This window comes from Pseudomonas sp. H2_D02 (assembly GCF_054677635.1).
In genome coordinates this window covers 4,440,828-4,459,182 of the sequence record NZ_CP162816.1, presented here as the reverse complement: position 1 = coordinate 4,459,182, position 18,355 = coordinate 4,440,828, and the positions used below count along the sequence as shown (strand labels likewise).

Sequence of the window (18,355 nt, the reverse complement as noted above, 5' to 3'; positions counted from 1 at the left end):
CCCCTAAGACCTGACGCCTCGGTGTGTCAGGTATATTTCAGGGCCGCTCCGCGGCCCAACGGGGATAAATCCCCTCGCCACAAAAGCAGGTCAGCAGCGGGCCGTGACTATTCGCTCACCCTCACCCAACGCTCCTCCCGCGCCGCCACCCGAATCGCCGCCGCCAGCCGCTCCACTTCCCAGGCCTCTTCGAAGTCCGTCCCGCTGGCGCCTTCGCCGGCGAGCGCCATGATCAGTTCCTGCACTTCCAATGTCTTCAATTCGTTGTAGCCCAACTGGTGCCCGGCGGCTGGGCTGAACGCGGCATAGCCGGGCAGATCCGGGCCGGCCAGCAAACGCTGGAAGCCGGGCTGGCCGGCGCGGCAGACGCGCAGTTCGTTCAGTCGTTCCTGATCGAACGCCAGGGTGCCGAGGGTGCCGCTGATCTCGAAACTCAGGTGATTCTTGTAGCCATGCTTGAGCCAACTGCTGCTCACCGTGCCCCGGGCACCGTTGGCGAAACGCAGCAGCGCGTGGACCTGGTCATCGACCGCAATGGCGCGTTGTTCGGCATTGCCTACGCTGGCAGGGCGTTGGTTGTGCACGGTCTGGCTGTCGGCGCACACCGCTTCGACATCGCCCAACAAGTGCCGGGCCATGGCCAGCAAGTGGCTGCCCAGGTCCGCCAGTGCGCCGGCCGGCATGGCTCGCTTCGCAACGCCATGACCACGGTGAGGTCGGTTCGGCCATGAAATCTTCGCTGAATTCGCCCTGGAAACTGATGATCCGCCCCAGTTCGCCGCGTTGGATCATGTCACGCGCCAACTGGATGATCGGGTTGTGCTGGTAGTTGTAACCGACCCGTGTTACCACGCCAGCAGCCTTGGCTGCCTGGCGCATCTGCTCGGCCTGTTCCAGGGAGACCGCCAGGGGCTTTTCGCAGTACACCGGTTTGCCCGCCGCTAGCGCGGCCATGGCCATCGGGAAATGCAGGTGGTTGGGGGTGGTGATGGCGACCAGATGAACCTTCGGGTCGTCGATCAGCCGTTGCCAGTCGCTGTGGGCCGTTTCGAATCCCCAGCTCTGGGCGCACTGGCGGGCACGCTGCGGATCGGCGTCGGCCAAGGCCGCGAGCGTCAGGTTCAGGGGAAGGTCGAACACCGCCTTGGCATTATGGAACGCCAAGGCATGGGCGCGGCCCATGAAGCCGGTGCCAATCAGACCGATGCCGAGTTCACGCATGAGAAGAGCCCTTTGAGTTTTTATTGTCAGAAGGGCTCTTTATGGAATAAATATTCTCTAATTGCAAATATTGGAATAAATATTCAATGTGCGAGCATTGAAGATCCCCTGTGGGAGCGAGCTTGCTCGCGATAGCGCTGCATCAGTTACACAAGTGCTGACTGATGCAGCGCTATCGCGAGCAAGCTCGCTCCCACAGGGTCTTTCACAGGGCTCACTGTCAGGAAAGGAACCCACCATCCACATTCAACGCCACGCCCGTGGTGTAGCTCGACGCATCGCTGGCCAGGTACAGCACCGCGCCGGCCATTTCGCTCGGGTCGGCCACGCGCTTGAGGGGGATTTGCGCCAGGGCGGTCTTCAGGATGGCGTCGTTCTTCACCAGCGCCGAGGCGAACTTGGTGTCGGTCAGGCCCGGCAACAGGGCGTTGCAACGGATGCCGAACTGCGCGCACTCCTTGGCGAAGACCTTGGTCATGTTGATCACCGCGGCCTTGGTCACCGAGTAGATGCCCTGGAAGATGCCCGGCGAGATGCCGTTGATCGACGCCACGTTGATGATGCTGCCGCCGCCGTTCTCGCGCATCAGCTTGCCGGCTTCCACCGACATGAAGAAGTAACCGCGGATGTTCACGTCGACGGTTTTCTGGAACGCACCCAGGTCGGTGTCCAGCACGTTGCAGAACTGCGGGTTGGTGGCGGCGTTGTTCACGAGGATGTCCAGGCGCCCGAACTGCTCGCGGATACCGGCGAACACTTGGCTGATCTGTTCCATCTCGCCGATGTGGCAGGCGATGGCGGTGGCCTTGCCGCCAGCGGCGATGATCGCATCGGCGACGTGCTGGCAACCGTCGAGCTTGCGGCTCGAAACGATCACGTGGGCGCCTTGCTGGGCCAGCAGTTTGGCGATGGCTTCGCCGATGCCACGGCTGGCGCCGGAAACGAAAGCGATTTTACCGTCGAGGTCGAACAACTGGGTCTTGGACATGCTGTTTCCTTGTTATAGGTGCGCTCAGAGCGTGGATTTGCTGATGACCTGCAGGCTCATCTGCTCCAGCAGTTTGTTCATCTGAACGAACTGCGCGAAGCGTTTGTCCTGGGTCTGGCCATGGAAGAAGCGGTAGTAGATCTGTTGGACAATACCGGCCAGGCGGAACAGTCCGTAGGTGTAGTAGAAGTCGAAGTTGTCGATGCGGATTCCGGCGCGCTCGGCGTAGTAATCGACGAATTCGCGGCGGGTCAGCATGCCCGGCGCGTGGCTTGGCTGACGGCGCATCAGTTGCACCGGTGCCGGGTCGTTGGCCTCGATCCAGTAGGCCAGGCTGTTGCCCAGGTCCATCAGCGGATCGCCGAGGGTGGTCAGTTCCCAATCCAGCACACCGATGATCTGCATCGGGTTGTCCGGGTCGAGGATGACATTGTCGAAGCGGTAGTCGTTGTGGACGATGCTTGATGTCGGATGATCGGCGGGCATTTTGTCGTTGAGCCAGGCCTTGACCGCCTCCCACTTGGGCGCATCGGGGGTCAGGGCTTTTTCGTAGCGCTCGCTCCAGCCACGGATCTGCCGCGCCACGTAGCCTTCGGGCTTGCCCAGGTCAGCCAGGCCACAGGCGTTGTAGTCGACGCGGTGCAGCTCGACGAGCCGGTCGATGAAGCTCTTGCACAGTGCTTCGGTGCGGGCGGCGTCGAAGCCCAGTTCCGGCGGCAGCTCGGCGCGCAGGATGATGCCCTTGACCCGTTCCATCACGTAGAACTCGGCGCCCATCACCGACTCGTCGGTGCAGTGCACGTAGGCTTTGGGGCAGTACGGGAAACCTTCGCGCAGTTGATTGAGGATGCGGAACTCACGGCCCATGTCGTGGGCCGACTTGGCCTTGTGGCCGAACGGTGGCCGGCGCAGGACGAACTCCTGCTCGCGGTATTCCAGCAGGTACGTCAGGTTCGACGCGCCACCGGGAAACTGGCTGATCACCGGCGTACCGGTCAAGCCAGGAATGTGGGCCTTGAGGTACGGGTCGATCAGGTTGGCATCGAGTTCTTCACCGTCGCGCACGTGGGTGGACTGATCAGTCACTGCCATGCTTATCCCTTCTGCTTATTTTGGAGGCCATCGATCATTGGCTAATCTAATGGCGCGTGGGAGGCGTCACAAGCACGCCGGGGTCTTATAGGTTAGCGTGTTGCTGGATAATCAGCGGGCTTGATGCATCGCGCCGTGCGCGTCGGGTAGGGGCGAGCTAAGGTTTTGGAGTCTGTCGCTTTCAAAGGAGCAACCGCGATGGGATGCCCGCAAGTCTGTGGCACCGCGACCTTGCAATGCAGCTTCGGCGCAGCCCCGGCGGTGCTCAATGTGCTCCCGGTCAATCGCCTGCTGACCGGCGGAATGCCGGCGGCGAATATCATGGATCACATACCCTTGGTGAACGTCACCACGTTCGGTATGTGCCAGAGCTTGGCGAACCCGACCGTGGCCGCCGCCACCGCGGCGGCACTCGGCGTGCTGACCCCCATGCCCTGCATCCCGGCCACCGCGGCCCCATGGATCCCCGGCGGCGCCCCGACCCTGTTGCTCGGCAACATGCCGGCCATCGATGCCAACAGCACCTTGATGTGTACCTGGGCCGGGGTGATCAAGATCGTCGTGCCAGGGCAGGTGCAGATGCTCATCCCCTGATCGGCAATCTTGCAGGCATTGCACCGCCCCCTGTGGGAGCGAGCTTGCTCGCGATAGTGGTGGGTCAGTGGGTGGTGATGTTGGATGTGTTGGCGTCATCGCGAGCAAGCTCGCTCCCACAGGGGGAGAGGCAAGACAATCGTTATGCCTGCGCCGGATCATTCCAGCGCCTGAACCACCAGCGCACCCGGGAGATCGGCTTGCCCCCGGCATCCAATGGCCGGCCGTCTTCGGCATAGGCCTGGGCCGGTTCCAGCAGTTGGCCGTTGAGGTAACGGGCTTCTACTGCCGGGCTGCCGTTGGGGTGCAGGCGCCGATAATGACCGTCACGCACGCCGTCGCGATAGAACTCGGCCTCGGCCAGTTGCCCGTCTGGAAAGTAGTTGCTCGCCTCACCGTGCAACAACCCACGGCGGTACGTGGCCTGGCGTTGCAAGCCGCCCTCGGCCGCATGGAAGCTCGCCACGCCGTGCAGTTTGCCCTTCACGAACGGCAATACGGCCGAGACCTTGCCATTGGGGTGATACAACGTGCTGGTGCCTTCCAGTTCACCCTGGCTGTAGTTGAGTGTCGCTTGCGGGCGCTGTGCTTCTTCAATTTGCAACGGGCCGTCGAGCTTGCCATCGATCAGTTGCCCCTTCAGTTGGCTGTCGTCACGTTCCACGTCCAGTTTCTTCGAGGCCATGGCCGCGCTTCCTCAGTTGACCTTCACCAGGCCGCCCTTGATGGTCAGCATGCCGCCACCGTCCACGGTCTGTTCGGCGGCGGCCTTGTTCACCAGGCTGATGCCGGCGTCGTTGGTCAGGGTGGTGCCGGCCTTGTTTTCCAAGGATGTCCCCGCCTGGTTGCTCAAGGCGGTGCCGGCCTTCTGGCTGATGGACGTGCTGGCCTGGGCGGCCAGGTCCGCGCCGCTCTTGATGGCGAAGCTGCCGCCGCTTTGCAGGGTGAGGGTGCCGCTGACCTTGATGGTCAGGTTGCCATCCACCGTCAGGCTGTAATTGCCGGTGACCTTGTGATCGTAGTTGCCGCCAGTGCTGTGGGTCTGGTCCGAGCCCACGGTCACGGTGCGGGTGTCCTTCACGTCGAGGCTGTCGCTGCCGGTCTGGATGGTCACGCTGCGCTTGCCTTTCTCCAGCGTGACGGTTTCGTCGCCGTCCTTCACCGTGCGAGTTCGGGCGTTCTGCACCGTGAGGGTTTCATCGTGGCCGACGGTGGCGGTGGTGTCGTTGAGCACGTTGATGTTGAAGTCCTTTTGCGCCTGGAGAAACACCTCTTCGGCGTCCTTCTTGTCTTCAAACCGCAGCTCGTTGAAACCGCCACCGCCCTTGGACGAGTTCGTCTTGATCCCGGACTGGGTCTGGTTCGCTGGGAGCGCGTAGGGCAGGGCATTGTCGCCGTTGTAGACGCAACCGGTGACCAAGGGGCGGTCCGGGTCGCCGTCGATGAAGGTGACGATGACTTCCTGGCCGATACGCGGTACGAATTGCATGCCAAAGCCCTTGCCACTCCAGGGCAGGACCACGCGCACCCAGCAGGAGGAGGCCTCGTCGTTCTTGCCGGTGCGATCCCAGGGGAACTGCAATTTGATCCGGCCATATTCGTCTGTCCAGATTTCTTCGCCGGCCTTGCCCACCACCAGCGCCGTCTGGGTGTGCATGCGCGGTTTGGGCGTGATGCGAGCCGGTCGGTAGGCGGTGGCCTTGGGGATCGCTTCGAAGCGGTTGCGGTAGCTGTCGTGGCTGGCCTCATGGCTGACCGCCGTCACCAGCCAATCGATATTCAACGTCGCATCTTCATGACCGGCGAGGGTGAACCAATAGCCCGGCACCAGCCAGCGACAATCGCTTTCGCCGACGAAGCGTTTCTCTTGGCTGCGCAGGCCGTCCACCCGCTGTTTGGTCAACGCGTCGCCCTGGGCCTTGGCGGTATAGCTGCCCGGATGTTCGTACATCGAACTCGGCCCGGCCACGGCTTCGGCCTGGCTGAAGAGCGATGTTGTCGGCGTGGTGAACTCATAATCGGTGGCCTGGTAAACCCCGGCCACCGCTTGCAGGCAGACCTGGCCTGAGCGGATGCCGTGCAGCTCGCGTTCCCCCAGTTTCTGCCCGAGATAATTCACCGTCGGCCCATTGGGGATGGGCGCGAAGGCGTCGTTGCTGTCGGCCAGGACCAGGGTGTGCTTGCCGTCTTCATGGCTGAAGAACCAGAAAATCCCGTCCTCTTCCAGCAGGCGCGACACGAAGGCCAGGTCGGTTTCGCCGTATTGCACGCAGTACTCACGGGGTGCGTAGCTGCCGGTGAGCTTGAGCTGGAAGTCCGTGAAGCCGTGGGCCTTGAAAATCGTGGTGACGATGTCCGACGTGGCGAGGTTCTGGAACACCCGATTGTTGCTGGCCAGGCTCAACCACCAGAGCCATGGACGCAGCAGGAGTTGATATCGCTCGGCGGTGGCGTCGGCTGGCAGTTGGCGGATCTCGGCTACCAGCCAATCCAGCGGGCGCAGCAAGGCGTCCTTGTGCAACGTGGTGGTCACATGGCTGGCGACAGCCGTGGTGAGGTCAAGCGAGGCGCCGTCGTTGAGACCGTTGAGGATGTGCGAGCCCAGCGCGTTGAGGCGCTCTTCGCCGGACAATGAGTCAGGGTAGAGCGCCGACAGCGAGCTGGCGGTGAGGGATAGGGTGGTGTTGATGTCGACGGTACGGGGCATGGAGCAGCCTCAAGGCATAGACTAGATTCCTGGCTAGACGATATTTAACTAACCAAACCAGAGCTTTCCCGACTTCCCATGAAAAAAACTATTGATGGCCTGTGGCTTTTTTTCTTTTAATTTGTCTATTTCCGCTGCGGCATTACGAACTAGGCGCGCGTCATTTTTGTATGCTGGCCCCCACCGATGAGCCGGCGCGCTAGCTTTGGCATCAGTCTGTATGGAACCGGTAAACCACTTCGTGATGACTGTCTCGTTTTCTCCGCTGGCGGCGTTGAACTGTTCCTTGGTCTGCAGCCATTCCCGATTTCTATAACGGTGAAATAGATAATTGGAAACAAAATGCCCTGGAATCGGCTGTTCGGTCCTGGGATGTCTCCCGAACAAGTAATCACTGATGACTTGCGGCGCCCGGTAGCTTTGCGATTCGAGGGTTTCATCGTTAATGAACTTCTCGGTGGCATATCCATTCAAGTCAGTTGGAAAGCAATCCGCCAGCCATTGCCAGAGAAACAGGGACGGCTTACCCGGTTTATCGCTTTGCGAAGGTGCTCGATAATCGGCGGTGTAGCTATACAGGCGTGGGATCTCCGCCACTGTGCCCAATAGACCGTTGGCAATGGCCAGCCATTGCAGGCTGTGGGTATGTTCGCCATGTCGGCCATCCATACTGTCTTTCCAGAACAGACTGGCGCGTAGCAGTTGGCCAAGGAAACGATCGCCCCCAATCAGGCGCACGGCGATGGGCAGCCCTCGCTCCGAGGTATCGTTACGTAAACCTTCGTGGTACTGAAATCCATACTGGGCGGCGACCAGCCCCATTGCCCGGGTAAACTTGTTCGGCGTCATCGGGGTTAGTCTTCGATAATGCTCCCAGATCTTTGCAGAGACCTCGGTCAGACTGGTTTGGAAATGAAGGTCATTGCAAAGGAAAGCCGCGATATGTGAGTAGGCAGTATAGAAAAGAGCATCATCCAGCGGCGCCGGAGCCGTTTTACGCTCGCCGTTTGCGAATTTGGTAAAGCGAAAGTTGTTGGCTCTTAAACTGACTTCGGCTTCTGCCGCGTTAGCAAATACTGTGTTGGCCATCATGCGTTCCCTCTATGCCCTTTGGGTTATTTGCAAACCGTTTTTTGTCGATCCTTACTCCAACACCCACTCCGCCAACTTCCCCGTCACCTGCGTCATCAGCACGTTCTCGACATCCCGCGCCCCGGCGGCGCTGCACTTGGCCAATACCGCCTTGACGATCCCGGCGTCGAACTCGAACTGCTTGCCCGTCGCGGCCTTGTAGCGCCCGCGCAATTTCTCCAGCTTCGCCAGCACGATCCCTTCCAGCGTCGCTTCATCCAGCGGCCGGTACGCCACCACCGTCATCCGCGCCAAAAACGCCGGACGGAACGCTTGCAGCAACACCTTGTGCAACGCTTCGTTGAAGGCATCGCTGCCCAACTGCGCGACCGGCGTATCCAGCAGCAGTTCGGCACCGACGTTGCTGGTGGCGAGCATCACCGTGTTCTTGAAGTCCACCACCAGGCCGGTGCCGTCTTCCATCAGGCCTTTGTCGAAAACGTTGTAGAAGGCTTCGAGCACGTCCGGGTGGGCCTTTTCGATTTCATCCAGTAGCACCACGGAATAGGGCTTGCGCCGCACCGCTTCGGTGAGCACGCCGCCGCTGCCATAGCCGACGTAGCCGGGCGGGGCGCCCTTGAGTTGGCTGACGGTGTGGGCTTCCTGGTACTCCGAGAGGTTGATGCTGATCAGGTTGCGTTCACCGCCGTACAAGGCATCGGCCAGGGCGTAGGCGGTTTCGGTCTTGCCCACGCCGGTGGGACCCACCAACAAAAACACGCCGACCGGTTTCTGCGGGTCGGTGAGGCCGGCGCGGTAGGCTTGCAGGCGTTGGGCGATGGTGTTCAGCGCGGTGCCCTGGCCCATGACTCGCTGGCCCATGCGTTGGCCGAGGGTGCGCACGGCGTGGGCTTCGTCGGCGAGCATCTTGCCGACCGGGATGCCGGTCCAGCCGGCGATCACCGCGGCGACGGTCTTGCTGTCCACCTGTTCGGGCACCAGCGGGTCGTCCTGGCGAATGGCATCGAGGCCGGCCTCCAGGCGCAGCAGTTCGGCGGCCAGGTGGTCGATTCGGTTATCAATCTCGGTGTCGGCTTTTTCACTGTCGGCGCGCTCGCTCAAGGCGAGCAGTTCGCGGCGGGTGTCGAGCAGTTCGCGCACGGCCTCGCGTTCTTCGCCCCAACGGGTTTCCAGTTCGCGGATGGCCTGCACGTTGCTGGCCGACTCGCCCTCCAGCAGGGTGATGCGCTCGCGATGGTCCAGTCCGGTGGCCTGTTCCCGGCGCAGGCGTTCGACTTCATCCTTGAGGCTGTTCTGCCGATGGCGCAGGCTTTCCAGCGGCGGCGGTACGTCGTGCTGGCCGAGGGCGACCCGGGCGCAGGCGGTGTCCAGCACGCTGATGGCTTTGTCCGGCAACTGGCGCCCGGAGATATAGCGGTGGGACAGCTTCACTGCCTCATGGATGGCTGCGTCCAGCACCTGCACGCCGTGGTGCTGTTCCAGTTTGCTCGCCACGCCACGGAGCATTTCAACGGCGGTGAGCTCGTCCGGCTCTTCGACCTGGACCAACTGGAAGCGGCGGGCCAGGGCCGGGTCTTTCTCGAAGTACTTCTTGTACTCCAGCCAGGTTGTGGCGGCCAGGGTGCGCAACTCGCCCCGGGCCAAGGCTGGCTTGAGCAAATTGGCCGCGTCGCTGCCACCCTCGGCACCGCCCGCGCCAATCAGCGTATGGGCTTCGTCGATGAACAGGATGATCGGTTTTTCCGCGCTGCGGACCGCATCGATCACGCCCTTGAGGCGCTGTTCGAACTCGCCCTTGACGCCCGCGCCGGCTTGCAACAGGCCGAGGTCGAGGACCCGCAACGTGACTTCCTGCAACGACGGCGGCACATCCCCGGCAGCGATGCGCAGGGCCAGGCCCTCCACCACGGCGGTCTTGCCGACACCCGGCGCGCCCACCAGGATCGGGTTGTTCTGCCGACGTCGGAGCAGGATGTCGATGCATTGGCGGATCTCGCCGTCGCGGCCGACGATGGGGTCGATGCGCCCGGCCAGGGCGTCGGCGGTCAGGTCCTGGGTGTACTGGTCCAGGACCGGGTCCTGTTTCTGGGGAGGCTCGCCGGGTTTGGCCGGGCGCATGCCAGCGACATGCTCACGGGAGCTTTCGGTCCATTCCAATAGGTGGGTGCGCAGGGCATCGCGGGGGATGCGCAGCAGGGACGAGGCGCTGTTGAGCAGCAGGCTGCGGCGCTCATCACGGTCCAGCAGTGCCAGCAGTAAAAGCCCGGAGCGGATGCTGTCCAGGCCCAACACGCTGGCCTGGACCACGGCATCTTCCAACAGGCCGATGGTTTGCGCCGACAGGGCAGGCGTGCGGGTGCTGCCGGATTTGAACAAGTCCAGCGCCTTGTTGGTTTCCGCCGCCACCGCATCACGTTCAAGACCGAAGCGCGGCAACAGGCAGGCGAAGTCACCGCCTTCGATGTCCAGCAATTCCAACAGCAGGTGTTCGATTTCCACGTAGTGGTGGCTGCGTTGCAGGCAACGTTGCGCGGCCCTTTCCAGGGCTCGGCGATTGTCCGGGTTGAGGCGTCCGATCAGGCTGGCCAGTTCCATTTCAGGCAATCTCCAGCTGACGAAGGCGGGTTTCGATGCGTTGCATGGCCAGGCTCGGCTGGCGTTGCAGGCCGCCGTTCCAGTTCAACCGTGGCGCTGCCTGGCGGCCCAGTTGCAGCGGCCCGGCACCACGGACCAGCAGCACCAGGGTGCAATCCAGGTCAGGGCCGAAATACAGCGCATAAAGGCTGGCGAGCAGCGGATGGGTTTCGCCGTTGGGCAGCAAGCCGTTGGCCTGGGTCGCGCTCAGCGGCCCCAGCGTCAGGCGCACGCCGGCATGTTCGTCCCAGACCCGGATGCCGGCCACTGCGTCGCGGCCCAGGCGCAGGTTGCGTCCGCCCGGTTGCAAGCGGCTGCGGCTGGCCAGCGGAATTTCACGCCAACCACCTTCATAGGCGTTCAGCTCGACGGGCAAGCCGAACTGTTCACGGACAATCGCCGCAAACCCTGCCAGGGAACGCCGACCGTCGCCATACAGCGCGGTGCAGGCCAGCACGGCCGAGTCGGGGGCTGCCTGGCGTTCCTGCATGGCCTTGGGCAGCAGGCCGGTCAAGGCGCGCATTTGCGCCTGTACGGCGGACGCGCCTGGGGTCGTGAACCCCAGGGCGATGCGGTGTTTGCGCATCACTTTGTAGAGCAGGCTGAGCAGGCGGTGCTGGAACAGGTCGAGGAATTCCGCCGGGGCATGATCCTTCGCCCGTGCCCGTTGTTGCAGCCATTCCTGGTAGGCGTAGGGCAACGGGCCGTCGGGGCCGCCGAGGCCGAAGATCGGCGTGGCCAGGGTTGGCGGCAGGCCGGGTTCCTGGCTCAGACTCTCGACTTCACTGGCGGCGAACAGCGGCGTCAACGGCCCGCGCAGACGCAAGGCTTCGGCGTGCGGCGCGGTGCCGCTGCCCAGGGGCTCGGCCTGGGGATGTTCACGTTCGAGCAACAGCAAGGCCTGGAGCCATTCGAAGCGTTGCGGGTCGCGCCGCAGTCGCTCGCTCAGGTTCAGAGCACCAGGGGTTTGCCGGCTTGGGGTTGCCATGTCTTCACCTCCTTGTCGGACTGGACCAGCACGGTGCGCACGAAGCGATTGGCGGTGGCGTAAAGGGAAAAGAACTGCGCCAGCACCCCGGAAAACAGCACCGCGCTGCTGCCGACGAAGTGTTGCGGATCCAGTTGCAGGCGCACCTCCAGGCCGTTGCGCCAGCCGCGCCAGGCGTCTTCGCCGACGTGGGCGATGACCCGCTCGCAACTCAGCCCCGATACCCCTTCGATCTGGCGATGGGCGCTGGCCTCGTCCCGCAGGTTGTGCAATTGAAGAATCTCCCGCAGTGCGTCCAGTGCCTGGGGGCCTTCAACCAGTGACAGATGATTGAGGGTCAGTTGCGACACCAGCCGCCAGCGCGATTCACCGTCCAGGCGCGGCAGGCTTTGCGGGCTGGGTGGGTTGCGCAGGCGCGCCCAGGCCACCGGCCCCGGACGCTCGAAACCCAGCGGGGTGCCGGCCGGCAGGCTCTGGGCCAGGTGGCGATTGGTGCACAGCAGTTCGGCGGTGAGGCTGTAGTCGCGGGTTTCGGCCAGCGGGTCGAACTGGGTGTCCACCAGGCTGACCATCAAGTCGGTGCCCAATCGGTTCGGGCTCATGCCACTGACCCGTCGTGCATGCCAATAGCAGGTTTGGTCGCTGCCATGCTGGCTGCCGTAATAGGCCGGCACTTTGCGCACGCCCTGGCTGGACATGGCGCGCATGCCACGGATGCTGTGGATCTCGACGCTGTTTTCCCGATGACTGTCGGCCACCAGCCGGTACTCGCTGCGAGTGCCATCCGGGCGCAGCGGCTCGGAAGTCCTGGGAAACAGGTTGATCACGGGCGTGCAGCCCAGGGCGATGTCGCTGGCCTGGAGTGGCAGGCGGCTGGTGGGAGGGCGGTCGAAAACGATGTACAGGTACAACGACGGGCCGTCGCTGGTGGCACCGGCCAGTGGCAGGTCGAAGAAGCCGAATTTATCCGGGAAGGCAAAGTACTCGGCCAGCAGACGCATGCCAGGATGCACGCCGTCTTCATCCGGCAGCAAGACCTGGTCACTGGCGAAGCCGACGATCTGTGGCAAGCCTGTCAGCGACTCCGGCGCGCTGCCCGGCGCACCAGCCAGGACCTCGATGGCGTGCGCGCCCAGCAAATCGCACAGCCCGGCGTTGATGATCGGTGACGCTGCCAGGTGTACCCGCAGCGAGTCGATTCCCAGTGTCGACCACTGGCTTTCGCCCAGGCACCGCAGCTCCAGGCGCAAGGCCGAGCGGCCCCGGACCACTCCGGTCAGCGCCTGGGTTTCGTCGCTGCCCAGCAGCAATGCCTCGCTGATTTCCACCGGCCACAAATGCACGGCGGCGGTGGTCCGAAAATGAATGCTCTGGCCTTTGTCCGTCGTGACGAACAACGGCGTGTCGCGGGGCAGGGGGTAGCCCTCGTTCAAATTGCCTTTGCTGGGGTCGGGCTCGAACTGCACGATGGCGCACGACGGCAGGGGTCGCATGGCCAACGGATAAAGCTGTTCGAGCAGGGCATCACTGAATTCGGCGTAGTCGTCGTCCAGCCGGCGTTGCAAGCGTGCAGCCAACAGGGCGAAACCCTCCAGCAGGCGCTCGACATGCGGATCGGGGCATTCGCCGGGGGACAACTCCAGGCGCCGGGCGACCTTGGGGTAGCGCTCGGCGAACAGGCTCCCGGCATGCCGCAACCAGGTCAGTTCGCGTTGGTAATAGTCCAACAGTTGCGGGTCAATCGAGTCGCTCATGGCGCACCTCAAGGCCGTCGTCAGGCGTGCTCGATGACAAAGGCCACGGGCCAGGCATGCAGGTCGCCCCGCAGCTCGCCCAGCAGCCGTATGCACAGTTGCTTCGGATGGCCCGGCACCGGGCAGACCTCGACCTCGCCCAGGCGCAGGCGCGGTTCGAAGTGGGTGATGGCCTGGCGGATCTCCCGGGTCAGTTGGCGACGGTCATCGCTGCGCTGCTGTTGCAGCGCGGTCCAGTCGGCGATGCCGTAGTCGAGGATGCTCGGTGGCTCGGTCAGCGCCCGTGGGCCGCGGCGGGTATTGAACAGGCGCGACAGTTCGGCATGCACCGAGTCTTGCAATGCCTGCCGGTCGAACGCCCGCCCGCTGTCGTCCGCCAGGCTGGCCAGGCGTTCGAACAGGGGCGGGCGCAGCCCGAAGCCTGCCATGGGCGCGGCTCCTTACTTGGTCATTTTGTTGGCGGCCAGGTCCCAGGTCGTGCCTGCCGTGCCTTCCTTGGTGCCGTCGTCTTTTTGCGCGGTGAGCTCCCATTTGATCTTGGTGAAGTTCAGCGACAGGGTTTCCACCGGTTTGCCACCGGTGCCGCCGCTGACACTGACGTTGGACAGCACGACGTTGGTCAGGGTGTAGATGATGAACGGCATGAGTTTGCCGCTGCCCTCGGCGGCGTTGCGGCCGACGGTGACGACGGCTTGCGGGATCGGCTTGCCGGCGCAGCAATACTCATTGAGCGACGGGGTGGAGCTGTCGACGAATTTGGTCAGGGTGAATTCGCCGATGTGCGGCCGGCCAGAGGTACGCTCCGAGTTGCTGACGTCGTTGGTGACCTGCATGGCCACGTTATGGCTGTAGGACATGACCTCGATCTTGTCCGTGAAACCCTCCAGCAGGCTGTCGCCCTTGATGTCGCCGCCGAGGTCGAGAATGATTGCATCCATTGTGTGGAACTCCTGAATTCGAGTGGGTTGTTCAACGCAAAACCTGTGGCGAGGGGATTTATCCCCGTTGGGGCGCGAAGCGGCCCTAAACCTGACAACCCGGTGTGTCAGGCAGATTGAGTTGACCGCTTAGGGGGCTGCTGCGCAGCCCAACGGGGATAAATTCCCTCGCCACAACGAGCGTTCTCGCCACAGGTTTTATTGGTCAGGCAGCGACGGGCGGCGGCAGCGTCGCCACCAAACGGATCGAGGCAGTCAACTCCTCCAGTTGGAAGTGCGGCCGCAAGAACACAGTGGCCTTGTAGGCGCCTGGCTTGCCCGCCACCTCCGTCACGTCCACCCGGGCTTCGCGCAACGGGTACTGCGCCTTGATCTCTTGCGGCGCGTTGTCGTTGATCAGCACGTAGTCGGCGATCCAGTTGTTGAGGTACGTCTGCACATTGTCGCGGGTCATGAAACTGCCGACCTTGTCGCGCATGATCACCTTCAGGTAATGGGCGAAACGCGAGGCCGCCAGCACGTACGGCAACATCGCCGAGATTCGCGCATTGGCGTTGGCCTCGTTGGTGTTGTAGAGCTTGGCCTTGTTGGTGGTCTGGCCGCCGAAGAACACCGCCACGTCGCTGTTTTTCTTGTGGCACAGGGAGATGAAGCCCAGGTCGTTGAGTTCCTTTTCACGACGGTCGGTGATCGCCACTTCGGTCGGGCATTTGAGCGACAGATCCCCGGAACTGGTGCGGAAGGTATGGGCCGGCAGGCCTTCGACCGCGCCACCGCCCTCGGCTCCGCGAATGGCCGCGCACCAGCCATATTTTGCGAAGGCTTCGGTGATGCGTTGCGCCAGGGTCCAGGCAGCGTTGCCCCACAGGTATTTGCTGTGGTCGGTGCCGTTGACGTCCTCGACGTAGTTGATGCCCTCCACCGGCAGCGTGTCCGGGCCGTATGGCAGGCGCAGCAGGAAGTGCGGCAGCACCAGGGACACGTAGCGCGAGTCTTCACTTTCACGGAAGGCGCGCCACTTGATCAGCTCCTGGCTTTCGAAGATTTTCGACAGGTCTCGGGGGATCGCCAGTTCGGTGAAGCTGGTCATGTCGAACAAACGTGGGCTGGCGGCGGCAATGAACGGCGCGTGCGCGGCGGCGGCGACGTTCGAGAGTTTTTCCAACAGGCCGATGTCCTGCGGGTGCCGGCCGAAGGTGTAGTCGCCCACCAGCAAGCTGAACGGGTGCCCGCCGAAGGTGCCGTATTCTTCTTCGTAGATTTTCTTGAACAAGGCGCTCTGGTCGAATTCGACGGCTTTTTCCAAGTCGTTCTGCAGTTCTTTCTGGGTGACGTTGAGCAGGCGCAATTTAAGGCGGGTGCTGGTTTCGGTGTTCCGCACCAGCAGGTGCAGGCCGCGCCAGGAGGCTTCGAGTTTCTGCAGGTCGGGGTGGTGCAGGACTTCGTTGAGTTGGGCGCTGATCAACTCGTCGATCTGACTGATGCGGTCGTTGATCATGGCCACGGTGTCTTTGTCGATGGCCATGCCTTCGTCGAGGACCTGGGTGGCGAATTCGGCCAGCATGTCGCGGGCGTAGTCTTGCTGGCTGTCGTCGTGGGCCATGCGGCCTTCGGCGATGATCTTGTCCAACAGGGACAGGGTCTGGGTCGTGCTCTCGCTGGTTTGAGCGCTGGATGAAGCAGGCATGGCTTTATCTCCCTTGAATGAGGCGCGCGATCAGGCCTGTGGTTCGGCCGGGGCAGGGTCATCGTTGGCGGCGACGGTCGGCAGCTCTTGCGGTACGTCCTGGGGCCGGGCCGACTTGATCTCCTGCAGGCCTTCGGTGTTGGCGATCACGTCACGCAGCAGCTTGTCCAGGTCATCGTTGCCGTCGAGCTTGGTCAGCAAGTCCCGCAGGCGCTGCCGCGCTTCGAACAAGCGGCGCAACGGCGTGACTTGCTCGACGACCTTGACCGGGTCGAAGTCGTCGATGTGACGGAAGTTGAGTTCGATGTTGAGCTTGCTGTCGTCGCCGCTGAGGGTGTTGTTCACCTGGAGCGTGGCGCGGGGGGAGATGGAGGCGAGCACCTCGTTGAAATTATCCCGATCAATCTCGGTGAAGCGCCGCTCGTTGAGCTTGGGCAGCGGCTCCAAGGGCTTGCCCGAGAGGTCGGCCAGAATGCCGACGACCAGTGGCAGTTCTTTTTTCTCGATAGCGTTGCCGATTTCCACGTCGTAGGTGATCTGGACGCGGGGAGGACGGACTCTGTCGAGCTTGTGCTGGGTACTTTCTGCCATGGCGGCCGACTCCGATGCAGGTGTGGAAGCAATGCATCGGGAGTCCCGCTCATCGCATTCCCTTGCTGATCCGCAGGTTGCAAATGGACGGCAGAAAACCTGTCATTCCCTTGACGAACCTGGTCCATTCGACTGTGTGGGTCGAACTATCCAAGACGCTAGAACAGGTCTATAAAAATGCAAGCAAAAACAATTTTTGACCGCTGAGAAAAGGAAGATTCATTTTGCGTGCGTTTTTTTATGGATTTTTTTTCAGCCTGGCGCTCACCGGTTGTTCGTTGTTCGCCCCCAGCGTCGACCTCGACAGCCTGACCCTGGACGTCGCGCCTCGGGCCAACGACGACACGCCGATCGCCGTGGATTTCATCGCGGTGAACGACCCGGACCTGCTCAAGCAGCTGTCGGGCATCACCGCCAGCCAGTGGTTTGCCGAGCGCGAACAATTCCAGCGCGACTATCGCCAGCTCCTGTCGGTGTGGGGGCTGGAGCTGGTCCCGGGGCAATTCATCGACCGCCAACCCTTCCCGCTGGAGGGCCGGCGCGCCGCTGGACTTTTTGGTCTTCGCCAGCTATAACACTCCGGGAGCCCACCGGCTTCGGCTGGACGATCAGCACGAGGCCTGGCTGAAGTTCGACAGCCGCGAGATGACCCTCGTGAATGACGACCGGCACAAGCAGCCTTGAGTGACCGCGGGCCGCCTCGCGCGGCGATTTGGGATGTCGAAGGGAGTCGTATGAGCCTGTTACCTGACGCGGTGTGCTGGCACGAGGGCATGCAACTGTTGCCCCAGCATTTTCAGTTGCAAGGGCTGCGCGCCGAGGCACTCGCCGCGCATTTTGCCGGGGCTTGTAACCCTTGGTTCTGGGGCGTCAGCCAGTTGGAAGTCGATCCTTCGGCCCTGAGTGCCGGCCAGGTACGCCTGCTGCAATTGCAAGGCACCTTGCCGGACGGCTTGCCGGTCAATCTGCAAGCCGGTATCGGGCCAATGCTGGAACTGGACGTCAGCGAGGCGATCGACAAGACCGATGACGCCACGGTGACCGTGTACCTCGCGGTGAGCCCGCTATGGCGCGCCGGGCAATTACTACCGCTCAAGGGGCGCTTGCAATCGGTGGTCGGCGAGGCTTTGCCAGACCTCACCAGCGGCGAATTCCCCGAATCGATCACGGTTTGGCGCCCCAACCCGAGGCTGTGCACGCAACTGAGCAAGGCTGATTCGATCTGCCTGCCATTACTGCGTATCCGCAAGGAGGGCGGCGGTTTCTGGCGCGTGCCGTATACGCCGCCAACGCCGATCCTGCTGCCGGAGTCGGCCCTTGGTCGGCGGGTGGCCGGGGTGTGCGCGAGGGCCAGGGAAAAGTGCATGTTCCTCGCCGGTCGCTTGCGTCAGGCCCAGGCGGCTGGCAACCAGGACGATGCCATGGAGATCCGTCGGCAGTTGACGGCCCTGTGGGCGCGCTTGCCGGAGGTCGAAGGCATGTTGAATACCCGGGTGGCGACGCCCCAGGCGCTCTACGGTTTGTTGCTGGGGCTGGCGGGGAGCTGGTCGGCGCTGGATCCGCTGGCGGGCGTCCCGGCTTTCGCGCCGTTGGATTTTGTCGAGTTGCAGCGCGGCTACGAGCCGCTGCTCGACTGGCTGGAAACCACCCTGGAACTGGTCCGCGCCGGTTACCGAAGCCTGGCGTTCGAGCGCAACGAGCAGGTCTTCTCGATCCAGTTGCCTGACGACCAGCCGAATCAACGCCTGGTGATCGGTTTGCGCATGCCCAACGGCGCCGGCGAACAAGCGGCGGCCGAATGGTTGCGCGGCGCGATCATCGCGTCGGCGCCCCACATTGCGCTGCTGAGCCGCCAACGCATGAGCGGTTTGCCGCACCAGGCCATGAGCCGCAACGAGCAGGTGGCCTACAGCGTCGGTGACGACACCCGTTTGTTTGTAGTGGCCGCGAGCGGGCAATGGTTCGACGGCCAACTGCCGCTGCACATCGTGGCGCCGGCTTCGGCCCAGGCCAGCAGTCCGTGGCAAGTGGTGTTGTTCGTGGCGCAAGCCAGTGAAAGTGCCTGATCG

Annotated in this window: 13 protein-coding genes and 3 pseudogenes; 3 read left to right on the top strand and 13 right to left on the bottom strand. The window is 63.0% G+C overall.

Annotation, left to right across the window (positions count from 1 at the left end):
• Positions 1-107: 107 nt before the first annotated feature.
• From AB4N42_RS20280 to AB4N42_RS20270, 3 genes and pseudogenes are all read right to left on the bottom strand, one after another.
• Positions 108-1,221, bottom strand: a pseudogene (locus AB4N42_RS20280) (Gfo/Idh/MocA family protein).
• Positions 1,222-1,441: 220 nt separating this feature from the next.
• Complete coding sequence (locus AB4N42_RS20275; RefSeq protein WP_003180553.1) at positions 1,442-2,209, bottom strand: SDR family oxidoreductase; 768 nt, start codon at positions 2,207-2,209, stop codon at positions 1,442-1,444.
• A 24-nt stretch (positions 2,210-2,233) separates the two neighbouring features.
• Positions 2,234-3,301 carry a phosphotransferase family protein gene (locus tag AB4N42_RS20270; RefSeq protein ID WP_258650617.1) on the bottom strand — a complete coding sequence of 356 codons (1,068 nt, stop codon included), beginning with the start codon at positions 3,299-3,301 and terminating at the stop codon, positions 2,234-2,236.
• A gap of 198 nt (positions 3,302-3,499) precedes the next feature.
• Here AB4N42_RS20270 and AB4N42_RS20265 point away from each other — a divergent pair, with 198 nt between their 5' ends.
• Positions 3,500-3,895 carry a DUF4280 domain-containing protein gene (locus AB4N42_RS20265; protein WP_030142669.1) on the top strand — a complete coding sequence of 132 codons (396 nt, stop codon included), beginning with the start codon at positions 3,500-3,502 and terminating at the stop codon, positions 3,893-3,895.
• Positions 3,896-4,037: 142 nt separating this feature from the next.
• Here the strand turns inward: AB4N42_RS20265 and AB4N42_RS20260 are convergent, their stop codons facing one another.
• The 10 genes and pseudogenes from AB4N42_RS20260 to tssB form a co-directional block, all read right to left on the bottom strand.
• Entirely contained in the window at positions 4,038-4,580 is a 543-nt protein-coding gene (locus tag AB4N42_RS20260; protein ID WP_030142668.1) for a toxin-antitoxin system YwqK family antitoxin, read from the bottom strand.
• A 12-nt stretch (positions 4,581-4,592) separates the two neighbouring features.
• Positions 4,593-6,602, bottom strand: coding sequence for a type VI secretion system Vgr family protein (locus AB4N42_RS20255; protein ID WP_030142667.1), 2,010 nt, complete (start codon positions 6,600-6,602; stop codon positions 4,593-4,595).
• Between the two features lie 48 nt (positions 6,603-6,650).
• A complete protein-coding gene (locus AB4N42_RS20250) occupies positions 6,651-7,694 on the bottom strand; it encodes a LirA/MavJ family T4SS effector (protein WP_080628638.1) in 1,044 nt (347 codons plus the stop codon).
• 51 nt (positions 7,695-7,745) lie between these two features.
• The gene (gene tssH / locus AB4N42_RS20245; RefSeq protein WP_431145637.1) at positions 7,746-10,289 is read right to left on the bottom strand and encodes a type VI secretion system ATPase TssH; all 2,544 of its coding nucleotides are present in this window, start codon (positions 10,287-10,289) and stop codon (positions 7,746-7,748) included.
• A gap of 1 nt (position 10,290) precedes the next feature.
• Complete coding sequence (gene tssG, locus AB4N42_RS20240; protein WP_460115227.1) at positions 10,291-11,316, bottom strand: type VI secretion system baseplate subunit TssG; 1,026 nt, start codon at positions 11,314-11,316, stop codon at positions 10,291-10,293.
• The gene (gene tssF / locus AB4N42_RS20235) at positions 11,280-13,070 is read right to left on the bottom strand and encodes a type VI secretion system baseplate subunit TssF (protein WP_198797465.1); all 1,791 of its coding nucleotides are present in this window, start codon (positions 13,068-13,070) and stop codon (positions 11,280-11,282) included. Before tssF ends, tssG begins: the two co-directional genes overlap by 37 nt.
• Positions 13,054-13,498: pseudogene (tssE, locus tag AB4N42_RS20230) on the bottom strand (type VI secretion system baseplate subunit TssE). The gene tssF and the pseudogene tssE overlap by 17 nt, the downstream one beginning before the upstream one ends.
• Before the next feature lie 12 nt (positions 13,499-13,510).
• Complete coding sequence (locus AB4N42_RS20225) at positions 13,511-14,008, bottom strand: Hcp family type VI secretion system effector (protein WP_030142661.1); 498 nt, start codon at positions 14,006-14,008, stop codon at positions 13,511-13,513.
• A 205-nt stretch (positions 14,009-14,213) separates the two neighbouring features.
• Positions 14,214-15,695 (bottom strand): type VI secretion system contractile sheath large subunit, encoded by a 1,482-nt coding sequence (tssC, locus tag AB4N42_RS20220; protein ID WP_407683505.1) that lies wholly within the window; start codon positions 15,693-15,695, stop codon positions 14,214-14,216.
• 30 nt (positions 15,696-15,725) lie between these two features.
• A complete protein-coding gene (gene tssB, locus AB4N42_RS20215; protein WP_460115225.1) occupies positions 15,726-16,286 on the bottom strand; it encodes a type VI secretion system contractile sheath small subunit in 561 nt (186 codons plus the stop codon).
• Between the two features lie 224 nt (positions 16,287-16,510).
• Between tssB and AB4N42_RS20210 the strand changes: the two are divergent.
• Both AB4N42_RS20210 and tssK read left to right on the top strand, forming a co-directional pair.
• A pseudogene (locus AB4N42_RS20210) lies at positions 16,511-16,970 on the top strand (type VI secretion protein).
• A gap of 50 nt (positions 16,971-17,020) precedes the next feature.
• On the top strand, positions 17,021-18,352 hold the full coding sequence (tssK, locus tag AB4N42_RS20205; RefSeq protein ID WP_030142657.1) for a type VI secretion system baseplate subunit TssK: 1,332 nt from the start codon (positions 17,021-17,023) through the stop codon (positions 18,350-18,352).
• The last annotated feature ends 3 nt before the right edge of the window (positions 18,353-18,355 follow it).

What these genes read in the sequence shown, in the direction of transcription:
- AB4N42_RS20275 (WP_003180553.1), bottom strand. Translation starts at nt 2,209, where the DNA reads ATGTCCAAGACCCAGTTGTTCGACCTCGACGGTAAAATCGCTTTCGTT.
- AB4N42_RS20270 (WP_258650617.1), bottom strand. Translation starts at nt 3,301, where the DNA reads ATGGCAGTGACTGATCAGTCCACCCACGTGCGCGACGGTGAAGAACTC.
- AB4N42_RS20265 (WP_030142669.1), top strand. Translation starts at nt 3,500, where the DNA reads ATGGGATGCCCGCAAGTCTGTGGCACCGCGACCTTGCAATGCAGCTTC.
- AB4N42_RS20260 (WP_030142668.1), bottom strand. Translation starts at nt 4,580, where the DNA reads ATGGCCTCGAAGAAACTGGACGTGGAACGTGACGACAGCCAACTGAAG.
- AB4N42_RS20255 (WP_030142667.1), bottom strand. Translation starts at nt 6,602, where the DNA reads ATGCCCCGTACCGTCGACATCAACACCACCCTATCCCTCACCGCCAGC.
- AB4N42_RS20250 (WP_080628638.1), bottom strand. Translation starts at nt 7,694, where the DNA reads ATGATGGCCAACACAGTATTTGCTAACGCGGCAGAAGCCGAAGTCAGT.
- tssH (WP_431145637.1), bottom strand. Translation starts at nt 10,289, where the DNA reads ATGGAACTGGCCAGCCTGATCGGACGCCTCAACCCGGACAATCGCCGA.
- tssG (WP_460115227.1), bottom strand. Translation starts at nt 11,316, where the DNA reads ATGGCAACCCCAAGCCGGCAAACCCCTGGTGCTCTGAACCTGAGCGAG.
- tssF (WP_198797465.1), bottom strand. Translation starts at nt 13,070, where the DNA reads ATGAGCGACTCGATTGACCCGCAACTGTTGGACTATTACCAACGCGAA.
- AB4N42_RS20225 (WP_030142661.1), bottom strand. Translation starts at nt 14,008, where the DNA reads ATGGATGCAATCATTCTCGACCTCGGCGGCGACATCAAGGGCGACAGC.
- tssC (WP_407683505.1), bottom strand. Translation starts at nt 15,695, where the DNA reads ATGCCTGCTTCATCCAGCGCTCAAACCAGCGAGAGCACGACCCAGACC.
- tssB (WP_460115225.1), bottom strand. Translation starts at nt 16,286, where the DNA reads ATGGCAGAAAGTACCCAGCACAAGCTCGACAGAGTCCGTCCTCCCCGC.
- tssK (WP_030142657.1), top strand. Translation starts at nt 17,021, where the DNA reads ATGAGCCTGTTACCTGACGCGGTGTGCTGGCACGAGGGCATGCAACTG.